This is a genomic window from Phycisphaerae bacterium (assembly GCA_019636475.1).
In the GTDB taxonomy this organism is placed as follows: Bacteria; Planctomycetota; Phycisphaerae; order UBA1845; family UTPLA1; genus JADJRI01.
Genome location: JAHBXN010000005.1, coordinates 281605 through 301255, shown reverse-complemented (window position 1 = coordinate 301255; position 19651 = coordinate 281605). Strand labels below are relative to the sequence as shown.

Annotated in this window: 17 protein-coding genes; 13 read left to right on the top strand and 4 right to left on the bottom strand. The window is 59.5% G+C overall.

Translation table 11 applies throughout. The features are described 5' to 3' along the window. The first annotated feature begins 175 nt into the window (after window positions 1-175). The 13 genes from KF841_10395 (at window position 176) to KF841_10335 (ending at window position 11271) form a co-directional block, all read left to right on the top strand. Complete coding sequence (locus tag KF841_10395; protein MBX3395765.1) at window positions 176-1087, top strand: hypothetical protein; 912 nt, start codon at window positions 176-178, stop codon at window positions 1085-1087. A gap of 280 nt (window positions 1088-1367) precedes the next feature. Continuing rightward, a complete protein-coding gene (locus tag KF841_10390; GenBank protein ID MBX3395764.1) occupies window positions 1368-2375 on the top strand; it encodes a cytochrome c oxidase subunit II in 1008 nt (335 codons plus the stop codon). Between the two features lie 31 nt (window positions 2376-2406). Beyond that, window positions 2407-4197, top strand: coding sequence for a cbb3-type cytochrome c oxidase subunit I (locus tag KF841_10385; GenBank protein MBX3395763.1), 1791 nt, complete (start codon window positions 2407-2409; stop codon window positions 4195-4197). Window positions 4198-4209: 12 nt separating this feature from the next. Beyond that, window positions 4210-5100 (top strand): heme-copper oxidase subunit III, encoded by an 891-nt coding sequence (locus KF841_10380; protein MBX3395762.1) that lies wholly within the window; start codon window positions 4210-4212, stop codon window positions 5098-5100. Between the two features lie 18 nt (window positions 5101-5118). Further along, window positions 5119-5445 (top strand): cytochrome C oxidase subunit IV family protein, encoded by a 327-nt coding sequence (locus tag KF841_10375; protein ID MBX3395761.1) that lies wholly within the window; start codon window positions 5119-5121, stop codon window positions 5443-5445. Between the two features lie 18 nt (window positions 5446-5463). Continuing rightward, complete coding sequence (locus tag KF841_10370; protein ID MBX3395760.1) at window positions 5464-5670, top strand: hypothetical protein; 207 nt, start codon at window positions 5464-5466, stop codon at window positions 5668-5670. Further along, a complete protein-coding gene (locus KF841_10365; GenBank protein MBX3395759.1) occupies window positions 5663-5932 on the top strand; it encodes a hypothetical protein in 270 nt (89 codons plus the stop codon). The genes KF841_10370 and KF841_10365 overlap by 8 nt, the downstream gene beginning before the upstream one ends. 146 nt (window positions 5933-6078) lie before the next feature. Continuing rightward, entirely contained in the window at window positions 6079-7071 is a 993-nt protein-coding gene (locus tag KF841_10360) for a heme A synthase (GenBank protein MBX3395758.1), read from the top strand. Further along, window positions 7068-7997, top strand: coding sequence for a heme o synthase (gene cyoE / locus KF841_10355; protein MBX3395757.1), 930 nt, complete (start codon window positions 7068-7070; stop codon window positions 7995-7997). Before KF841_10360 ends, cyoE begins: the two co-directional genes overlap by 4 nt. 148 nt (window positions 7998-8145) lie before the next feature. Continuing rightward, entirely contained in the window at window positions 8146-9084 is a 939-nt protein-coding gene (locus KF841_10350; protein MBX3395756.1) for an ATP-binding cassette domain-containing protein, read from the top strand. Between the two features lie 20 nt (window positions 9085-9104). Next, entirely contained in the window at window positions 9105-9944 is an 840-nt protein-coding gene (locus KF841_10345; GenBank protein MBX3395755.1) for an ABC transporter permease, read from the top strand. 110 nt (window positions 9945-10054) lie between these two features. Then, window positions 10055-10861, top strand: a complete 807-nt coding sequence (locus KF841_10340) for an SCO family protein (GenBank protein MBX3395754.1) — start codon at window positions 10055-10057, stop codon at window positions 10859-10861. Next, window positions 10858-11271, top strand: a complete 414-nt coding sequence (locus KF841_10335) for a DUF420 domain-containing protein (GenBank protein MBX3395753.1) — start codon at window positions 10858-10860, stop codon at window positions 11269-11271. Before KF841_10340 ends, KF841_10335 begins: the two co-directional genes overlap by 4 nt. Before the next feature lie 132 nt (window positions 11272-11403). Here KF841_10335 and KF841_10330 read toward each other — a convergent pair whose 3' ends face one another. From KF841_10330 to KF841_10315, 4 genes are all read right to left on the bottom strand, one after another. Further along, window positions 11404-12384 carry a prepilin-type N-terminal cleavage/methylation domain-containing protein gene (locus tag KF841_10330; protein MBX3395752.1) on the bottom strand — a complete coding sequence of 327 codons (981 nt, stop codon included), beginning with the start codon at window positions 12382-12384 and terminating at the stop codon, window positions 11404-11406. 313 nt (window positions 12385-12697) lie between these two features. Then, window positions 12698-17071: a hypothetical protein gene (locus tag KF841_10325; GenBank protein MBX3395751.1), complete on the bottom strand. Its 4374-nt coding sequence runs from the start codon at window positions 17069-17071 to the stop codon at window positions 12698-12700. 79 nt (window positions 17072-17150) lie between these two features. Continuing rightward, window positions 17151-18674, bottom strand: coding sequence for a type II secretion system protein (locus tag KF841_10320; protein MBX3395750.1), 1524 nt, complete (start codon window positions 18672-18674; stop codon window positions 17151-17153). Then, window positions 18671-19651 (bottom strand): type II secretion system protein, encoded by a 981-nt coding sequence (locus tag KF841_10315; protein MBX3395749.1) that lies wholly within the window; start codon window positions 19649-19651, stop codon window positions 18671-18673. Before KF841_10315 ends, KF841_10320 begins: the two co-directional genes overlap by 4 nt.

Sequence of the window (19651 nt, the reverse complement as noted above, 5' to 3'; positions counted from 1 at the left end):
TTTGCTCCTCGCCTTGTCGGCGTGGAGCGTGTCTGTAGTTAAGTGCGTTGGTTGAGTGCGGCTGGGTGCAAATATGCCTGCCGCAACTTGAAAATAAAGGCGTTTCCGGTACAACGGCGGGTACCGGGGGGCGTTCTGGTGTCCGTGAACTGGGTAGCATAAGGAGTAAAAGAACATGACAAAAAAAATGTTGACGTGGGTGATGGCCTGTTCAGTTGCGGCTCTGGCTGTCGCGCCAGCGTTCGCGGATGGGAAAAAGGGCACGGCCGTGATCAAGGGCAAAGTGGTCCTCGATCCTTCGGTGACAGCGCCGAAGGTCAAGCCACTCGCGATGAAGGCAGATGCGACGTGCGAGAAAGAGAATCCAAAGGCGGTTCCGGATCAATCGCTGATCGTGTACGCGAGCGAAGGCAACGCGGTTCCATACGTCTTCATCCAGATCACCAAGGGTATCGACGACAAGTATGACGCCCCGGAGACGCCGGTTGTCCTCGACCAGCAGGGCTGCGTGTACCACCCGCATGTAATGGGAATGGTGGCCGGCCAGGGAATTGACATCGTCAATAGCGATCCTGTCAATCACAACATTCACTCGCTGGCGAAGAAGAATCCGCAGTTCAATTTTGCGCAGCCGAATAAGGACATGAAGAAGGAGCTTCGCGGCAAGGAGACCTTCTCGAAGCCGGAAATCGTCAAGATCAAGTGCGACGTTCACGGTTGGATGGCGGCTTACGTCGGCGTGGTCGCACACCCTTTCTTTGCGGTCACCGTATCCCACGAGAGTGACGGCGGCGACAAGGCCAAGCGTGGAACCTTCGAAATCAAGGATCTTCCCGCGGGCAAGTTCGAGCTCGAATTTTGGCATGAGACGTTCGGCGTCGTGAAGCAGGAAGTTGAAGTCAAGGACGGCGAAACCAAGGAAATTGAAGTCAAGATCGGCGGCAAGAAGGCGCTCGCGCCGACTTTCCGTGAAGTCGAGATTACGGCTTCGAATACCAATGGTGCGTCTACGTCAGATTGCTGCCGGGACAAATCGGAAACCGTGAATTGCCACGATTCGAAGCCGGCGGTTGACGTTGCCAAGTAAATCGCGCATGTACTGCGGCGCGGCTTGAATAGCAGGAATGCGGTTCGAGCCCGTCGCGGATCCGCGATCCCGATCGAAATCTTCTCGAGATCGGTCGGCAGGCTGGTCGGGCGTGTGTCGCCGGAATCCGGCGCGATGGCTCGTTATGCAGGCCGATGATCCTCCAATCGGCGCGGTCGGAGGATCGAATGTCATCCTTAGAGTTTGTGAAAATACCGGCGGATTGACGTCGGATTCCGCGAGCGGGCGGAAAACCGTCAATCCTGGAGAGTTCTGCAAAATGCTCGCCTCGTTCAACTTCGGCACCTACGGACGCTGGTTGCCGCCCCAACTCTCGGAGCACGGCCATCGAATCGACCATCTCATCGATGTTGTGCATTACTTCATGTTTGCCTTGTTTGTCGGTTGGGGCATTTTTTTCCTGTATACATTGATCCGCTTCCGGAAGCGGGAAGGCCATCGCGCCATCTACGAACCGGTTAGCGGCAAGGCATCAAAGTATGCGGAGGTTGCCGTCGGTGCGTTCGAAGTGTTCCTGCTCGTCGGTCTCTCGATGCCTGTCTGGGCTGAATACAAGAATCCGCCGCCGGATCCGACGAATATGCTCGAGGTTCGCGTAATCGGCGAACAGTTCCAATGGGATTTCCATTACCCTGGCCCGGACGGTAAATTCGGCCGGACTGATTCGAAGTTCATTACCGGCACAAATCCGATTGGTCTTGACGAAGCAGACCCGAATGCCGCCGATGACATCCAGACCATCAATGAGTTTCACATTCCGACGGGCCGCGATATCAATGTTCGGATCACTTCGAAGGACGTGATTCATTCGTTTGCCATTCCGACCATGCGTGTTAAGCAGGATGCCATACCCGGCATGGAAGTGCCTGTCTGGTTCAAGGTGAAGGAAGGCGCGACGACCGAAAAGCTCAAGGAGGAAATGACGCAGGAGTACGACACGGCGTCGGCCACATGGTACAAGCTGCGGCACCATGTTTCCTGCGAGGATTATCGTGACAAGTCCGGGCAGATCATTCTGGCGAAGGGTTCGGACCTTGGCTCGACGCATACTGACGGCACCAAGCTGATCGACGACCTGCGTGCGGCGGGTGTGGAGCGAATCAAGCTGCAGCCGCGCAACCCGCTCGAAGTGATCTGCGCCCAACTTTGCGGCAACAGTCATTTCAAGATGAAGGCTCAGATTATCACGCACGATGCCGCCGGCTTCGATGCATGGGTGAAAGAGCGGTCCACACCGGTCGAGATTGATTTCGGCGGCGATTTCTGATCACGTTTCTGGTTGTCCAGGGAAATTCAAAATGGCAAATGCTCATGCACACGCGCCAGGCCACGATCATGCCCATGACCACGGTCATGATCTGCCGTTCTGGCGAAAGTACATATTCTCGGTAGACCACAAGGTCATCGGGGTTCAATACACGGTCACGGCGCTGGCGTGTCTGTTCTTCGGTTTCTGCCTGATGATGATCATGCGGTGGCAGCTCGCCTACCCGAACCAGCCGATCCCATTCATCGGTCAGTTCCTGGGCGGGACCCTCGTGGGTGCCTTGCCGGCGGAACTCGGCGGCGGCTTCATTCTGACCGGAGACGGATACAACGCCCTGGGAGCGATGCACGGCACGATCATGATCTTTCTTGGCGTCGTGCCGCTTGCCGTCGGCGGTTTCGGCAATTTCGTCCTGCCGTTACAGGTGGGCGCGCCGGACATGGCATTTCCTCGACTCAATATGTTGAGCTACTGGATCTTCCTCCCGGGCGCGCTGCTGATGCTCGCCAGCTTCTTCATGCCCGGCGGCGCAGCGGCATCCGGCTGGACGTCTTATCCGCCGCTATCTGTGACGGCCAAGAACGGTGAAACATGGTGGCTCCTTGCGATGGTGCTGATCATCACATCGTCGCTGCTGGGTTCGATTAATTTCATTGTCACGGTCGTGCAACTCCGCGTGAAGGGTCTTTCATTCTTCCGCCTGCCGTTCTTCGTGTGGGCTCAGTTGATTACATCTTTCCTGCTTCTGCTTGCATTTCCGCCGCTCGAGGCCGCCGGTGTTCTGCAATTGATGGATCGCCTCGCGGGGACGAGCTTTTTCATGCCCTCGGGGTTGGTGGTCTCGTCCGTCGTACAGGATCAACTCGCGGGCGGCGGCAGTCCGCTGCTTTGGCAGCACCTGTTCTGGTTCCTGGCTCATCCCGAAGTGTATGTGCTGATTCTTCCTGCGATGGGAATCGTCTCGGAGGTCGTGGCCAACAACACCCGAAAGCCGCTGTGGGGCTACAAGTCGCTTGTCTATTCAGCGATCTTTCTCGGATTCATGTCGTTCATCGTGTGGGCGCACCACATGTTCATGACCGGGATGGGAACAACGCTCAGCACTTTCTTCCAGGCCACAACGATGATCATTTCAGTACCGTCCGTCATCATCCTGACGTGCCTGATCATCAGCCTCTGGGGTGCCGCGATGCGGTTCAATACACCCATGCTTTTCGCGCTCGCCTTCCTGCCCATGTTTGCGATCGGCGGACTGACCGGACTGCCCCTTGGGTTGACGGCCTCTGATATCCATCTGCACGACACGTACTATGTCATCGGGCATTTCCATTATGTCGTCGCGCCCGGCACCGTCTTCGCATTGCTGGCCGGCGTCTATTTCTGGTTTCCGAAGGTTACGGGTCGCCGAATGAGCGAGACGCTGGGGCAACTCCACTTCTGGCCGTCGTTTGTCGCGATGAACGGCATCTTTATGCCGATGTTCTTCATGGGAATGGCGGGCGTCCTGCGTCGGCAATTCGATCAGACAGAACAGCTGCATGGAGCGGCCGTTCACGGGCTCACTGTCATGTCATCATGGTCCGCCTGGCTTCTGGGGGCGGCTCAGATTCCTTTCATCATCAATTTCTTCTGGAGCATCTTCGCCGGCAAAAAAGTCGGCGCGAATCCCTGGGAGGCGACGACGCTTGAATGGTCGGCTCCGTCGCCCCCGCCTCACGGCAATTTCATCGGCACGCCCGTCGTGTGCTGCGGGCCGTATGAGTACAGTGTTCCCGGCGAAACGCGCGATTTCTGCATGCAAGCCGGAAAGATGGAGGCATAGCCGTTGTCCGATATTCCGATTCCACACGATATTGAACCTCATCCGCTCACACGGATGTACAACGGCAAGTTCGGCATCTGGCTGTTCCTTGCTTCGGAAATCATGCTCTTCGGCGCGCTATTCAGCACGTACGTGCTGCTTCGCGTCGGGGCTGCGCCCGGAACGTGGCCGATCTACGGCGCACCGTCCGTGCACGGGCACGAAGTACTGAACGTACCGCTGGCCACGCTGAACACGGTTGTGCTCATCACATCGTCCGTGACGATGGTGCTGGCGTGGGCCGCATTGAAGGTCGGCGAGCTGGGCAAGGGCCGCATGTATCTGCTCGTGACATTCCTGCTTGCCGGCACTTTCATGGTGGTGAAGTACTTCGAATACAAGTCGAAGCTCACGCACCATCACATTGTTCTGCGTGAAGCGCCGAGCGATGACTCACTGAAAAAGGCCGTCGGTCACCTGACCGTTCAGACGAACGCCGGCGAGCGCGATCTCTGGTATGTGAACGGACACGTCACCGAGAACAACGAGGAGCAGGATTACGTCAAGATCGTGCCGGATCCGGTAAAGGCCCCTCACGGCGCGAAATCTGAATCACATGCCGCGGACGCGCACGCCGCAGGCTCACACGATCCGATTCTGATCGATCGTTCGTTGATCAAGCGAATCTCGGTCTGGGGTCCGCAGGCAAGCACCTTCCTCGGAATCTACTTTACGCTGACGGCGCTGCACGGCCTCCACATTCTTGGCGGCATGGTTGTCATCCTCTATCTTTATCTCACAGCGTCCGGCTGGTGGAAGCGCTCTCCGGATAAGCTGGTGAATCGGGTCGAGTGTACCGGCCTGTATTGGCACTTTGTCGACCTCGTCTGGATTTTTCTGTTCCCCGTGTTGTACCTCCTCTAATCGAAGGAGAATTCGGCGATGGGCTCTACCGCTGCGGAAATCAAGAAACACGTTCAGCTCTACATGATGGTATTCGGCGCGCTGCTCGTCCTGACGGGCGTGACCGTCGGTGTGGCCTATCTGGATGTCGGCATCCTGGCGGGCATTGTGATCGCGCTTTTTGTAGCGTCGATCAAAGGTACTTTGGTCGCATGCTATTTCATGCACCTTCTTACCGAGCGCGGGATGCTCTACTGGATTCTCGCGCTGTGTGGCCTGTTCTTCGTCGTCCTTTTGCTCTTGCCGGTCATTACCACGCATGACAACCCGATGGCCGGATTTGTCGATCCGATCTCCGGAAAGTAAAGGTGCGGGAGGCGTGCCGTGTCGTTGAAGGCTTTTCATATCGTTTTCATCGCGGGTAGTGTGATCCTGGCAGTCGGTTTCGGCGTCTGGGCGGCGAGGGAGTATTCGTCCGCGGGCGACAGGACGATGCTGGTGATGTCTGGCAGTTCCTTTGCATCGGCGGCCGTGCTGATGGTCTATGGACGCTGGTTTCTCCGAAAGTTAAAGGCTCACAGCTATGTATGATGGAAAACTTGGCATCTTGCGAGTCAACCGAAAGCGATCGGCTGTCTGGCTGATGCTCGCCACACTGTTGTTCGTGCTTGCCAGCGCTTCGGATGCGTGGGCCTGCGCTGTTTGTCAGGGTGATGCCGACTCCGATTTGACGCGCGGGGCCAAGGCTGGCGTGATACTGATGGTGGCGGTTACCTATGTACTGCTGCTGGGTGGGGGGGCGTTGATTGTGTCGTGGATCGTTCGCGCGAGGCGAATGGGAACGTCATTGTAATGTCTGGCTTCCGATCGGAAATACCGCAATCATACATCTCCGCGAGCGCATCACCGAATGATCGGCACGGCCGCGCGGAGCGCCGGCTCCATGCGTATGCGTGCGTCGTGGCGTGTTGCACGCTTGTCCTGATAACGGCAGGCGGAATGGTAACGAGCACCGGCAGCGGGCTTTCCGTGCCCGATTGGCCCAATTCTTACGGCGATAACATGTTTCTTTTTCCGCCGAGCAAGTGGGTCGGCGGCATCTTGTACGAGCATGTCCATCGCCTGATCGCATCGACTGTCGGACTATTGACGATCGGACTGGCCGTCGCAGTGCAGCGCGTCGATCATCGGAAATGGATGCGTCGTCTCGGGTGGTCGGCGCTCGGCGTGGTGATCGCGCAGGGGCTGCTTGGCGGGATGACGGTGATCTTTCATCTTCCAACATGGATTTCCGTCTTTCATGCGTGTCTGGCGCAGACGTTTTTCTGCATCATCGTTGCGATCGCCGTCTGCACTGGGCCGCTCTGGCGGAATCGTCCGCCGGAGCGAAGTCGCGTGGAAAAAGGGGCGATGCGTGTCGCAACCGTGGCACTGACTTCGCTGGTCTTCGGTCAGCTCTTTCTCGGCGCCCTGATGCGGCATTCGCATGCTGGATTGGCGGTGCCGGATTTCCCACTGGCGTATGGGCGGCTCCTCCCGGGCTTGAGCGAGGCGGATGTTGCGGCGTATAACCACGAACGAGCCTTCACATTCTTCTTGCCCGAGGTCTCCGGATTTCAAATCGGCGTCCACCTGCTGCATCGCGCCGGAGCGCTGATCGTGATCGTCGCCGTCATTGTCGCGCTCTGTGTGGTCATTCGGCGGCCGGCTCCGGGGCCCATTGCACGGCCAGTGATGCTGGCGGCGCTGCTGGTTGCGGCACAGGTCGGACTTGGCGCATGGACTGTGCTTTCTGGCAAGGCGCCCTGGATCGCGACGGCGCATGTCGCGACGGGTGCGATTCTCCTCGGTGTTTCGTGGACGGCCGTGCTGCGCGTGATCGGATTCACCAGGACGGCTCGGCTGCCTCGAACAGGAACTCAGTCTGCAGAGCGTCTGTGCGGCTCCGCGACAATCAAGACCGCTGATTTGGCTGGAGGCGCAGTAGGTTGACTCCACCGCTCGATATGTCAATCACAGCGCCGTTGTCCGCGAGCCGAGCGGCCGCATCCCCGATTCGCAACCGCGTCGCGGACTTCCTGCAACTCTCAAAGTTCCGGCTGAGTTTGCTCGTCCTTGCAATGACCGCGGTTGGATACGGTCTGGCCGCTGGATCGTCGGCGACGGCCGCGGGTCTTTTTCATGTCATTTTCGGGACGGCCTTGGTCGCATTTGCGGCAAATGCGGGCAATCAGGTGATGGAACGACGCCACGATGCCCGCATGGTGCGGACCTCGGGTCGGCCGATTCCAGCCGGTCGGGTGACACCGCTTGGCGGCGTCGTTTTCAGCGTGTTGACCGGCGCGGGCGGATTTGCATACCTGCTGCTGGTTGTCAATTCGCTGGCAGCTTTACTTGCGCTGTCGACGCTGGTTCTGTATCTGGTTGTTTACACGCCGTTGAAACGGGTTACAAGTCTGAACACGCTGGTTGGTGCGGTACCGGGTGCAATCCCGCCGATGATTGGCGTGGCGGCTGCCGCGGGGGCACTGACCGTGGATGCCTGGCTGCTTTTTGCCATTTTGTTTGTCTGGCAGATTCCGCATTTTTTCTCGATCGCATGGCTCTATCGAGAGGATTATGCCAGGGGCGGATATCGCATGCTGAGTGTCGTCGATCCCAGCGGCCGGTCGATCAGCCGGCAGACGATTCTTTTCACGATCGCTCTGTTGCTTGTGTCGCTGACGCCGGCATTTGTCGGTCGGGCCGGCATGGCCTATCTATTCGGAGCGGGGACTCTTGGTTACGGCCTGCTCATCTGTGCGATCCGATTTGCCTGTTCGCGCGATCGTCGATCGGCTCGATCGATGCTGCTGGCTTCGATTGCATACCTGCCGCTGCTCGCGGGGCTGTTCATGGCCGGCCGATGGCTGGTTTGAGGTCGACTTTGTCTCGCGTGGACGTCTGCGGATCGGAGCCTTCGTTTCGCGCATGCCCGCGTTTGTTCCGAATGGCATTTGGGGGGCATCGCGGTGTGACATGCAACGACCGCGCGTTGCTGCGAGGTAGGGTGCCAGAGTCGTGTCCATCGTCACTGTCGAGAACATCCACCATCGATATGGTTCGCAACTCGCGCTCGACGGTGTCTCCTTCAATGTATCGTCGGGCGAGTGCTTCGGACTTCTGGGCCCGAACGGCAGCGGCAAATCCACGCTTTTCAAAATCCTGACAACGCTGCTTCCTCCCACGATGGGCCGGGCGACCATCGCCGGCTACGACGTCGTCAATCAGCGTGAGCTCGTTCGCGGTCGGATCGGGGTTGTGTTTCAATCACCCAGCCTCGATGCGCAACTGACCGTTCGCGAAAATCTGATGCATGGCGGACGTCTTTACGGACTAATGGGATCCTCGTTGCGTAGCCGGGTTGATGAAGTGATGGCCACTCTGGGTGTGACCGAACGCTCCGGCTCGCTTGTGAAGACACTCTCGGGGGGGCTGAAACGCCGGGTCGAACTGGCGAAGTGCCTGCTGCACGAGCCGTCGCTGCTGATCCTCGACGAACCGTGCAACGGACTGGATCCGCGGGCCCGCAAGGAACTCTGGCAGCATCTGCTTGCGGCCAGGCAATCCCGTGGAACAACGCTGCTGCTCACGACGCACGACATGGACGAGGCCGACCGATGCGACCGACTGGCGGTCTTCGATCGCGGACGGGTCGTCGTTATTGGCGAGCCTGATGAATTGAAGCGGCGAATCGGTGGCGAGTGCGTGACGATCGATTCGGACGATGCCGATTTGCTGGCACGAGACATCACCGAGCAACTCCGCGTGAAAGCGGGCTGTGTAAACGGCGTGGTCCGTGTGGAGGCTCCGGATGGCGCCCAGTTGATGGCGCGGCTGCTTGGTCAATTTGGTACACGAATCCGGTCCATCACACTGGGTAAGCCGACTTTGGAGGATGTGTTCATCCATGAAACGGGGCATCGCTTTGAAGACGCCACCGAGCGCAACGGAGTGGCGAAATGACTCCTGAGTCTGCTGCCAGCATGAAATCCGTGTCGCCGTCCGATGCAGTCGTCGGTTTGTGGCTACCGTGCCGGACGCTCATCCAGAGGGAGATCGTCCGATTTCTGCGGCAGCGCAGTCGCATCATTGGTGCCCTGGGAACGCCATTGATTTTCTGGTTGATGGTCGGCGGCGGGCTTGGGAGGTCGTTTTCATTGGGGGCGTCCGGCGGAGTCACTGAGGGCGCCGCGTCGATGACTTACATGCAGTACACATTCCCCGGCGCGCTCGCGGCAATTCTCCTGTTCACATCAATATTCGCGATGATCTCAATCATCGACGACCGGCGCGAAGGTTTCATGCAGGGCGTGCTCGTTGCGCCGGTACCGCGCCTGGCGATTGTTCTGGGTAAGGTGATGGGCGCTTCGATCTTGGCGATCGGCCAAGCTGCTGTCTTTCTGCTGCTTGCGCCGACGGCCGGCGTACCGTTGAGCATTGAGAGTTTTCTCCTTACGGCCGCAGCGATGATACCAGTCGCGATTGCAGTGACGGCGCTCGGATTCTGGCTGGCGTGGATCATGGACTCGACACAGGGCTTTCACGGCATAATGAACCTGTTATTGATGCCGATGCTGGTTCTGTCAGGCGCTTTCTTTCCGCCTTCGGGATCGGCCGCCGTGCTTCGGTGGATTACGCTGGTCAATCCGATGACTTACTCGGTCGCGCTGCTGCGACATGCCGTATTTCCCGGTGGTTCGGAGGCTGTCGGACATGTCATCGATTTGTGGGCAGCGCTCGGCGTCACAGTGGCGTTTGCCCTACTCATGATCGGAATATCGATTTTCGTCGCAATCCGAGATTCCGCCAGGGCGGCCCAATAGACCTCCGGTCCGATTGGCGGCGTCGATTCGGCCAGCATGGTTTCATCGCCGCGTCCAGCGGCTTCGCGACGATTTGTCGCAATTGCACTGTGAAATTAGAATTAGATGGCATGATCCACTCATCACGTGAAGAAGCCCGACTCAATTCGGATGTCTCGTCTGCAAGCTCGGTCGATCCGCCGTTGCCGCCACCCCCAGCCGGTTCACGCCCGGATCCCGTCATTACCCGGCGATTCTGGGTTCTGATGGTCGTCTCACTGGTCTTCGTCGGAAGTCTGGCATACTTGCAGTTTCGCCGAGTCGATGAAGCCCGATTCGGCAAGGGGCGGTCAATTGCCGCACAGCAGCGGCTGCCGATTATTGGCGAAGTACCCGATTTCAAACTGATCGATCAGACCGGTCGAACGGTCACGCGGGCGGATCTAATAGGCAAGGTCTGGGTCGCGGATTTCATCTTCACCACATGCGGCGGTCCATGTCCCATCATGACGCAGAGAATGCGAGAATTGCATCAAGCGCTTTTCACGCGCGGCGCGAAGAATGTCGTGACCGTTTCTTTCACGGTCGATCCTGAGACGGATACGCCCCCGGTCTTGCTGCAGTATGCTCGCCAGTTCAATGCCGACGCGATGGATTGGATCTTCCTTACCGGAGATACGTTGTCCATATACGATCTATCACGCAGCGGCTTTAAACTGCCAGCGACAAGGATGGACGAAGGCGAACATCAGGTCGAGCATTCCCCGCGCTTTGTGCTGATCGATCATCGCGGACAAATTCGAGGTTACTACGAGATCATCACGGACGAAGAAATGGCATGGCCGCGGAGCGAAGTCTTTGGCCGGCCGATGCCTCAGGCGACCCGTGACCGCCTTCTCGCTGACATCATGTGGCTTCTTCGCGAGGTCAATCGGTGACAGTCCAGGATCTGCCGCATCTGAACGCGACGCTGAACGCGGTGGCCACCCTCATGATTCTCGCCGGCTTTGCGATGGTGCGGTCGAAGCGAATCATCGCGCACCGGGCGTGCATGCTTGGCGCGGTGGCGGTCTCTTCTGCATTTCTCGCCAGCTATCTTGTCTATCACTTCAACGTGGGTTCGGTGAAGTATGAGGGCGTCGGCACGATCCGAGCCGTCTATTTCTTCATTCTTATCTCTCACGTCGTTCTGGCTGCTGTCGTTCCGGTATTGGTGGGGATCACGCTGTATCGTGCCTTTCGGAACCAGATCGATCATCATCGGCGGATCGCGAGATGGACATTGCCAATTTGGCTGTACGTCTCCGTCACGGGTGTGATCGTCTATTGGATGCTTTACAGAATGTGATGTGCGGTCCATCGCGCAAAACAAAGCGGGGTCGCCCGTCAAAGAGCGACCCCGCGAAGTAATCAACTTGTTTTCGAATGTCCGGCAATCCTCTTTAGCCGATCGCCGGACCGCCACACGATGCAAAATCGATCAGCGTTCGGTCGAGAAGACCTCGAAGTTCGCCACGTCATCGATCGTGCCGTACTTGCCATCCTTACCGGCGCTGAGAATGATGAAACGATCGCCCTTGACCGGCCGCGGCCAGACAATGTTGGTCGTGTTCGTGACATCATAGGTTGTCGCCCGGATCGAGCGGATGAACTCGGCAAAGTTGCCGGAGGTCGCCGTCACCAGCGAGGCTGAATTCGGATAGGGCGTCGGGAGGCCGATGTTCGCGTCGGCGATGCGATGCGGCGAGCCGGCATAGCTCGTGAAGTAGCGGTTATCCGCGCCGTCATAGACGCCGTCGCCGTAGGCCGCGCCGGTGGTTCGTTGAACGATCGGCGTGTTCTGATTGGCCGAAGGATTAGCACGATAGTAGAGGATCGGCCAGCCGAACTTGTCACGGAAGACCTGGCACTTCAGGCCGTCGATCGTCGGCTGTACCTGGTTCAGGTTGGTGTACTGTCCGAGCACGTCCTCAGGCGGCTCATTGCCGGTGGTCAGGCTGACGCCATCGACCGGAATATACGGGGCACGGCGATCGTTCTGCGGCGACCATCGGTTGTACGGGTCGCTGCTGCCGCCAGGGCCGACCTGCGGCGCGCGCGGGTCATAACCAAGATTATCGCGGCCAACCAGCGCATCGACGAGGATGTGGGCACCCTGAAGGTCGCTGCTGCCGTCGTCAACCTCCCACGCAGCCATCTGAGCGGCGCGGATGCCAAGCGTGTTGTTGACGTCTGTCGCCCAGAGCACCGGGTTGGAGGCAGGGTATTTGCCTTCATCGCCGTGGAACGACTCGAGACCAACCGACATGGCGTTAATCTGCGCCTTGATGGCTGTCTGGATCGAACGATTCCGGGCGCCGGTGAGCGACGGCGTCAAAATACCGATCAGAATCACGATAATCGCCATCACCGTCAGCAATTCGATGAGGGTGAATGCGGTTCGAGTACGTCGTGCGAGCATGGCTGCGTTCCTCCGCTAGTCAGGTAAACACTGAAGGTATGAATCCGTTCCGCCTTCCCCCGAGGCAGGACCTGTTCGGTACATTGTAGCCTCGTTCAAAGCGGTCAGTAAAGTCTTTTCCGCAATATACTTTCGGCTCGCCGCAAGGCTTGCCGCGACCGCGACGCGCGGCCGTTTGCGGAGTGGTTTTTTTCGTCTTCCGGACCCATCTCCGGGTGTGTCCAGGCCACGTCGCAGGCCCCTCTCGGACCCATGATTGGTCCAATTGGGGCTGTTGGGTGACCGGGAGGGAGCATTCAAACAAGGACGCCGATCACTTCGTGTCGTCCGAATAACTCCCGTCCGTTCGGGTCAATATCTGCGGCATGATCGGCCGCCTCGGGGCACCCTGCGACGAGACCTCATTGAAACATGGACTGCGGTCCAAGGTCACCTCGCTGCGGTGCACATAATTGCCGTCCTCGTCGATCAGGGCGATATATGCCGTGAAGACGTCGGACCGCGTTGTGTACGTGTTCGTGAGGCGCGACAAAAGGATGTCGCGGCCTCGTATTCCTGCACCGTCAATCGGATCGCTGCGAACCTGGGTGGGGTCTCCGACAAAGAGTGCGGGCGTCTCAATCGGCACATAATCCGCGACACTTCGACCGGGGCGGAAACGGAAGTCTGGCGAATAAGGTGAGCCATCGAGCCCCAGCCGCGGGTGCGTGTTGGTGGAACCGCCGACTGTTGGATCACGCTCGGGAATAATGTGGTTGAAAAGCAACGCGCCGCTCGCCGCGGATGTGTGATATCGATCGATTCGGAACAGGTCGTCACGACCGGATGCGTCCGTCACGGAAGTCAAATGGGCGAGCGAAGCGATCGTTTGGAACGGTTTTCGCGTCGTGGCGCTGCCCACGCCGGAGCCTCCACCAGGGCCCGCGCCACCGCCGGGCGCAGCGTTTTGCGCGACGGCGACAACCTGCGGTACGCCCGTGGTTCCGTCCGGCAGACGCAGCCACGTCCGGCGGTTCTCTCGTTTTGCGATAATTGCGGACGGCAGGTCATAGTAGAAACCGGTTCCAGCGAAGAACGCGGCGATCGGATCATTGATCGGCGCGGAGTTGTAAAGGGCGATCTGCGGTGACGTCGGTAGCAGAGACATGAAGGGCCCGGCGCGGAGCACCGTCGCGGGGGCGGTGTTCAGATTGACGCGCCCTGCAATGCGGAAACCGATATCGACCGCCTCGGTCGGATCGGCTTCAAAGTCGATGAGTCCGTCCCCGTCGTTGTCGATGCCGTCATGAAGCGGACTGTTGACAGTCAGATAGTCGAAGAGCTTCCACGTCCACGGTTGAGACGGATTTCCCACGCGGTAGGCGTCAACAAAGTCCACCCGGCCGGCCGCCACGCGCGTCGAGCTATCACCGAAGGGGGCATTGCCCGATGGCGGAGCTGTCAGCGTCTGGGCGATGAGCACTGTGGCTGGAAGCTCGACGCCTGTGCGTATGGTCGGCGTGATGGCGGTGTAATCAAACAGAACGGGTCGTGCCGGCGTGTTTGTCAGGTTCACGGGGCCGACCATGAGCATGCGCGACAAATCGGCGACCGAGTCGAACGCCGCGAACGGCAGACCCGAGACGAAGTCGTCCTCCGCCACAGCGCCTGACATCGAGGTCATCGCCGGCCAGACCGATTCGGGAATGCGCGAATCAATGTCGGCGCCGGACTGATTCGTTTCCCGGTTCGGCTCGCCCAGTGATTCATCGAAATTGGCCAGCCTCGGAAGGCTTATACCGGTCGGCGCAACGCTGTAGATGTGCCACGCCGTCGTGAATCGCCAGCCCTTCGTACTGCGGCGAAGCGAGAAGGCGCGGATGCCGCCCTCCGGCATGACCGTAAGCGACGGCCGACGAGCCCAACTGAAGTCGTCGGTTGTACCGGGCAGGTTTGCGCCGGTGCCGGGGAAAGATTGATCCGCAAGTTCGCCGCCTGAGTACTGAGGCCCGATGACGTCGAGCACGTGATTCGGGAATGAGCCTGCCGACGGCGCTGCCTGGCCAGTCGGTGAATAGACAAGTTCCATTCTGCCGAATCCGGAAGTATCAATGGCCAGGCCGTTGTACACATAGGTACGAGGAAATGCCGTCAGCCTGGCACGGATGTCCGCCGGTGCGTCGTCCAGCGAGTTGCAGAAGACATAGTAGTTTCCATGATCGCGGTCGGTGACGGCGTCGATATCGGCCGGTCCGCCGGAAAGCACCGCGGGCAGCACTGCGCCCAGGCCCGTCGCCGTCTGCTGGCGAAACGCCGACAGGGGGATAAGGTCCGGGCCGAGTTCCGGTGCGCGGAAATAGAGATTTGCCGTGCTCACATTCCAGCCTGGCGGAACAAAAAGTTCGAATGCATAGTACCAGCGGTCGCGAACAATTGGCGGCCCTCCCGGCGTACCGGGCGAACCGGGCGGCGGGTTGGTGCCAATTGGACCGGAGCCTTCGGTGTTGCCCGCAGTCAGGAAGGCAAATGCTTCAGTGAAGAACGGTTGTCGATCAACGCCGATGACGTATTGGACCGGTTCGCCGGGCGCGGGCCGCCACGGCCAGTAAGTTGGAGCGGAATCCGCATCACGGTAATCGGCCAGATTGACGGCAAGCTGCCACGCGAGCCACTGGCGATTCAGCGAAGCGCCAACTGCTTGCGTATCAAGCAGGGGAATGCCCTGGTAGTTGAAACTGGCCGTATTCGCGCCGGCTTCAAGGGCAAGATATGTTGCCGCGGCGACATACCGAATGAAATCAGCCTTGGCGGAGATCGGGCTTGTCGACGATGCCATGTTCAAATCGATCGACTGGACGCGTGCCCAGTCGGCCGGAAGCGGCTTGGTCGCAGGCAGAATGTAAGAGCCGATGAGCGAGAGCGAAGCGGCCGCATCGGGTCGCGCCGGATCCTGCTCAATCGCGGAGCCGGCCTGCATGAGCACCGGCCAATCCATTCCGAGTGACCACAGCTGCCGCAATCGGCGATCGATCGGCGAATCTCCAGTTGCCGGGAGTGTTCGCAGACCGATGTCTGGCGGCATCATCACTTCCGAACTGACCGTCGTCAGCATGGGCTTTCTGACGGCAAAGAGCTGTTCTTCATCGAGCAATTGACGCCAACCCGCGCCGCCCGCGTTGGTGTAGCCTTCATACTCCGTGGTCGCGGCAGGCGGTTCATAATTCGAATTCAGGCGTGCCCATCGGGGTGAGCCGGCGTAGGTGCCGTCGGTGACTGAGGAAATCTCTCTGGACCACAGCAGCGTGTTTCGCAAGGCGCGGTCGATGTTTCGATAGTCGTTTGCATTGGCCAACTGGTCGCGAATGCGATCATACCGAACCAGCAGATTGCGATGCCGCAGCGATGACTCATCCCGCAGGTCGAACGGAAGGAAAAACGTCGATGGATCCGGCAGGCCGCCGACCAGTGTCCGGCGAATGAAGTCACGATCGAACACATCCGGATCGACGCCATTGGAACGATAGTCCATCAGCGACGAAACTCGCGAGCTGTTCAGCCAATCGTCACGATGGACAACGCCGTTCAAGCTGAAATCCACGGCACGATTCCCACGGCGCTGGAGGCCGTCGCGCGTCTCATCAAAAGTCAGGACGCCATTAGGCAACCTGAGCGACGACGCGGTATTCACATTCAGCATGCCGCCATGGTCGACAATGCGGACCGCCGCATAGAGTCGCCGTGGCTGATTGGCGTCATCGCGATCAGTTTCGATCACGAGGCTCAGTGGCGAATCAGGGACGCCGTCGCCGTCGGCATCCCACAGATCGACGATGCCGTCGCGATTGGTGTCGAAGTAGGGAAACTGCGGCACAACATCCGCCGCGAAGCCCGCGTTCGCCGGGAGCGCCAGCTTGGCCGCGAGGGCTTCAAGGTGGCCGCCTGCCTGCGAGTTTTCCCAGACGATGCGGGCGTTTCGGATTGACACATTGGTCGTCGAGCCGGGAAGAAGATCCCCGGGATCAACCGGAGATTGAATGATCGGAACGCCGTCGAGCGACGATGCGTCATATCGCACCAGCTCCGGATCAGCGGGATTGCGCGAATTGATCGCCCAGACAAAGGGATTGACATGTTGGGTAACGGGGGCGCCGCCCACGATGCGCGTCACCATCCGTGGCTGGAGAATGTCCGACCCAATGTAGGACACATGGTCCCATGCAAGCACGTTGGTCTCAGTGGTTGGCGGCAGGTTTGCCGGATCGGCCAGATAGGGCATGTTCGACGCCAGCCACCGATCGGCTTCCCCTGGTGCGTCGTAGGGTTCATTGTTCTCGCGGAGACCCAGGCGATTGCCAAGTGTGCCGAGGATCGGATTGGGATCGGATCCGATGGGCGCGTCATTCGAAAGCGGCCGTTCAAAGGCGGCTTCGGCCAGCGGCAACGGATCTCCCCAGATGTCGCGACGGAGAATCTCCTGAATGGTGGCGATCGTACCCTCGAGTGCGACCTTTTCAGATGAGGCGGTCTCCTGAATCGTGATGCGCTCGGCTTCGCCATGCGTTTTGACGATCAAAGCCAGGCCGACCAGCGTAATCAGGGAGAGCACTCCGAGAATGAAGACCATCGCCGAGGCGCGGCGAATCACCCTGCGCCGCGATCGCGGGGACGCCTGCGACTGGATCAGACAATGTTTCCCAACTTTGGTCATTCCAAATTACTCCCGGGTCACATCCCCGGTCTTATGGTATGCGGACGCCAATCGTCCAGCGCGTTCCGGCGGTTCGAGGTCACGGCACCGGCACGACGACGGAGAACGAGCGTCCCCATCGCATGATCAATCGCCGCTGCTGATCGTTCGGACCGTCATCCGGATCGAAGTCTCCGTTTTCGTTCAAGTCGATTTCCGTCGTCTGCTTGAGACGATTCCCTTCATCGAAGATTCGATAGGTGAATCGCAGAGCTTTTGGCCGATGCTGCCATGTATCCAACCGCCAGATTGCACGGTAGGCCGAATCCGTGTCCGATCCATTGCCGTTGCGCGACCACTCAATGCGGTTCTGCGTTCCCGGCGCGATCCCGAATGCCACGGCTGCGTCACTTCGCGTGTCGGTTGTGAAGTCCTGACGACGCACGGCGACATACGGCAATTCCGGACCCGTGCCCGAGATAATGCCGTTCAATGTCGTGTCGTCGATACTGAATGTCGGATCCGGTCGAAGGCCGAACCACCGCGTGCGCAAATCCTCGTCGCCGGTAAAGGGGATGCCGTCGGGCCCGAGCGGGTCGTTGGCGCCGCCGTCGGTCCACTCGATTCGGAAATCGGCAAGCCCGGGCACGAAGTTGGAGCCGCTGCGCGTGTAGTAGTTGAGCAGGTTCACGTTCTGCATGTTCGCATTGCGCGGGGCATAGCTTGGCTGCCACAGCGACGCAATGGACGGCGTCTCGCCGAGCAGATCGGCCGGACCGGCAGTCTTCGACAGAATCAACGAAGCAAATGTGCGGGCCGTTGCGGGGTAACCGCCGACCGGATCGCTGATGATCACGTCCATTGTGCCGTTCTGGAATTCGGGGCGAAGCGGGCCGCCGAAGAGCATGCCGCCCGCGGCGGTCACCTGCGACATGGTCGTCGGATTCCATGCCGGATCCGCATTGGGATCGATGTCAAGGTTCAGCAGGATGGCGCGGTGGAGAAAGACCCATTCCGAGGCGGTGAGGACCGCGCCGGCCGGATCGGAATCGTCATCAATGCGGGCCGGTCTGACAGGCCCCGTAGAGATGGTCAGCGGGGTGCCGGGACCGAAGTAAACCAGCGCTTCGCTGCTTGTTGCCGTTCGCGGTTTCTGATTCATTGCTACCGCGCCGTTCGGATCCGCGCGGGTCGGATCAGTGAATGACTGGTACTCGTCGACATCGCCCGTCGTCAGAAAGACAAGCCGGTCGTGCCGGAGCCGCCACATGCGAAACCCGTCTTCGGTTTCGGCGCGGACGCTCGTCGGCGTGGGGCTTTCGATGATGAGCAGGCCGGGGCTCATTTTTGCCACCTGATCGGATAGCGCTTCGCGAACTGCCGCGGAACGCGACATCACGGCGGAGTTGGCCGTCGTTCGCATCGTCGTGTCCGACGTGACGTTGAAGATCTGAATCATGGCCGCCATCGTGATAATGAGCAGCGCGGCTGTCACGAGAATCTCGATCAGCGTGAATCCACGCGGCGCGAACGGCCGTCGTATGCCATGAATGCGGCACTGATTCGACGGCGCGGCCGCGGTCGTGCAGGAGAGCGGAGTCGATTGTCGCGCCGAGCGCTTCATAGACCGACCTTCCATTCCAGTACGGGAGCTTCCTTGCTCAGGCCCGGGCCGCTCATGGACGGCGGGAACACCCACACGTCAACATCCGAAACGATCTTGTCGATGTTTTCGCGGACAAGAACTGTCCCGTTCGTCAGCGTTTCCGAGACGGTAAGCACCTGGCCGGCCGGTACAGGCACGGTTGGCGGGAGCGAATCAGGCACGCCGCGCACCATGATCTTGGCGGCAACGGGCGCCAGATCAGCCAGTGTAAGCGAATTGGCCGCAGGCGAGGGGTTGTTGATGTAGAGCGCGTTGGTGCCTGCCACACGCGAAACAGTCACCCGCCAAGGCACGGGGAAGCGCTGCGGACGATCCGCGATCGGCACCGGATCGACCAATGCGGATGCGCCCGAGAGGTCCTGCATTGCGAAAATCTGGTCGCGCCGCTGCTTGCAGATGGCGGCGGCATAGAGATTCGCGCCGGTCGCCAGCTTGCGGTGGAAACCGTACCAGACGAGGCGGTTAGCTGACTCATTGGCCTGCCGGTCACTGAGCGGAAATTCTCGATCGCTGAGAATGTCGTTGGCATAAACCTGGTGAACACTGAACAACGGCGCGCCATTGATCGCGTCTGTGTAATTCAGCATGTAGTCATAGCCAGCGGAGAACGAGCTGTTGTTCGGATTGGCCGGGTCGAATGACCACCGGCCGGCCGCATCAATATTTGATAGGGGCATGACATTCCAGGGCGAATCGAAACCCTGCGAAAGCAGTGGCGCGTTATACCAAAGCAGGTCGGGATTCATCCGCTTGTGAACCATCGCGACGGCTTGCGGAACAAGTTCCAGCGACCGGGCACGATCGACGCTGTCGCGGTGTTGCGTTAGCGCAACGGGAAACAAGGCCGCCACCATGATGAGGCCGATGCCCAGAATAGCCATGCCGATCGTTGTCTCGAGCAGCGAGAACGCGCGACGGGCCGAATTGTGAAGCAC